The 1755-nt window shown below is 46.4% G+C and carries 2 protein-coding genes and 2 pseudogenes; 2 read left to right on the top strand and 2 right to left on the bottom strand.

What is annotated here, in order from left to right:
- Together A3763_RS28685 and A3763_RS14080 are read left to right on the top strand one after the other, a co-directional pair.
- A pseudogene (locus A3763_RS28685) lies at positions 1 to 214 on the top strand (urease accessory protein UreG); the annotation flags it as partial.
- Between the two features lie 46 nt (positions 215 to 260).
- Positions 261 to 470 (top strand): hypothetical protein, encoded by a 210-nt coding sequence (locus A3763_RS14080; protein ID WP_068509676.1) that lies wholly within the window; start codon positions 261 to 263, stop codon positions 468 to 470.
- Positions 471 to 791: 321 nt separating this feature from the next.
- Here A3763_RS14080 and A3763_RS14075 read toward each other — a convergent pair whose 3' ends face one another.
- Both A3763_RS14075 and A3763_RS29635 read right to left on the bottom strand, forming a co-directional pair.
- Positions 792 to 1301: an aminoacyl-tRNA deacylase gene (locus A3763_RS14075; RefSeq protein WP_068512992.1), complete on the bottom strand. Its 510-nt coding sequence runs from the start codon at positions 1299 to 1301 to the stop codon at positions 792 to 794.
- A gap of 114 nt (positions 1302 to 1415) precedes the next feature.
- A pseudogene (locus tag A3763_RS29635) lies at positions 1416 to 1755 on the bottom strand (ATP-dependent helicase); the annotation flags it as partial.

Raw genomic sequence — 1755 nt, 5'->3', positions numbered from 1 at the left:
CGATCTGTTGATTATCAATAAAATAGACTTGGCTCCACTTGTTGGTGCTTCGCTAGACGTAATGGATCAGGACTCAAAGAAGATGCGCGGTGAACGTCCTTTTGTTTTCTCAAACCTTAAGAAAGCTGAAGGTCTAGACAAAATTATTGATTTCATTATTAGCGAAGGCATGCTTGAGGCCAAAGAAATTCCACCTGCAAAAGCCGTGGTTTGAGTGCTTGACGACTTAGAATAGAATTAGACTAACTTAGGAGAACACAATGAAATTGAAAACCTTAATGACACAAGCAAGTGCCTTAATCGCCATGATGATGGTGAGCCTTGCCTCACTCGCTCACGAAGGTATGCATGCATCAGGGCAGGCGCACGTGGGCGAGAGCCATATGGGCTTAATGGAAGTTTCTTTGGCCGTGATGGCAATGCTAGCAGTTGGCGCATGGGCATTGAAAGAAGCTAAATCTAAGAAGTAGCATTTAGAGTCAGTCCCCGTGTTTCTGTATGCAGAGCCTTTCGTGGCTCGCATGCGGGCTAGCACGGGGAGTCCAGATAAGGGATGCAACCCTCTGCCTCCTCAAAGGTCAAAACATTAAAGACTATTCACCACCGAGAACACCGAGCGGCATAGGGCCTCCACCGAGAAGACATATAAGAGTTATTAAGGTTGATCTTTACTCTGTGCAGCGAAGCGCTCTGTGTTCTCGGTGGTTCAATGTGTTTACAGAGCCTTCCACGGCTCGCAGGCCGGCTAGCACAGGGTTGATCAGCGAGGGTCGGAACACTCTGCCTACAAACTAGTGTATTAACTGCGTTCTCGCCTCATAAAACTCTGTCGGGCAACTAATCACATCATTTTCCTGAAGCCCCATGAGCTGCATAAATGCGCCATGGTTAACATGAATCAGGTTATGGTGGTCGCCACTTTCAAAGTAAATACTAGGCATCTCTTCCAAGCTTTTATCCCAAACTACTGGTAAGCCATAGACTTGGCCTAGTGCAGGAACCGCACCTTCTTCGCAATCATCAAATAAGCTTTTGAGTTCACACTCATCGACCAAGCGATAATGCGAGGCCTTGCCCATATGCTGGTTGAGCAGATCAGGAACAAGCTGATGTGTTGCAGGTATGACACAGAGTCGGTAGTTATCGCCATCGTGGGTGATAACGGCTTTTGCCATTTGTTTGGCTGGCACGTTAGCAAGTCTGGCACTAGCTAAACTGGTATGAGATTCAGGGTGTTGAATGAGGTCGTAGTGCACGCCAACGCGCGACAAGTGAGCTTCGATTCTAGGAGCAATAGACATAACAAGCACCTCCATAAAAGCGAGTGAATCATCATTGTAACGCTGCGAAAGGTGTTAGGCCAAGAACCCTTTGTGCTTAGTCGAGTGCGCTATAGGGCAAATGGCTATAGCGCACTATCTATCACCCCATATGGTTTTATTTGTGGTCTTTGCAGGGCGCTTAGCGCTGGTGCTCGTTGTATTGGGCTTATTGCGGTTAATCTTCTTTTTTGGGGAGTCCTGTTTTTTCTGCTCAGTCTTTTTATTCGCTGGTCGCTTATTCTTCGGTACGTAATTTAAAATAGATACGGGCACGACTTTTCTCACAGGGAAGCCTTCAATTTCTTTTCGCTCAATAATATGACCTAGCCGGCTCTCTATTGCACAAAGATTCTTAAAATCTCCCATTGAGACAAATGAGATCGCTTCGCCAATGGCACCTGCTCGGCCTGTTCGTCCAATTCTATGAATGTAT

Source organism: Oleiphilus sp. HI0128, assembly GCF_001635365.1.
The sequence above is the reverse complement of the archived record's forward strand: the minus strand, read 5'-3'. Positions and strand labels throughout refer to the sequence as shown.

Bases quoted from the DNA above. Each gene is read 5' to 3' on its own strand.
- A3763_RS14080 (WP_068509676.1), top strand. From the start codon at position 261: ATGAAATTGAAAACCTTAATGACACAAGCAAGTGCCTTAATCGCCATG.
- A3763_RS14075 (WP_068512992.1), bottom strand. From the start codon at position 1,301: ATGTCTATTGCTCCTAGAATCGAAGCTCACTTGTCGCGCGTTGGCGTG.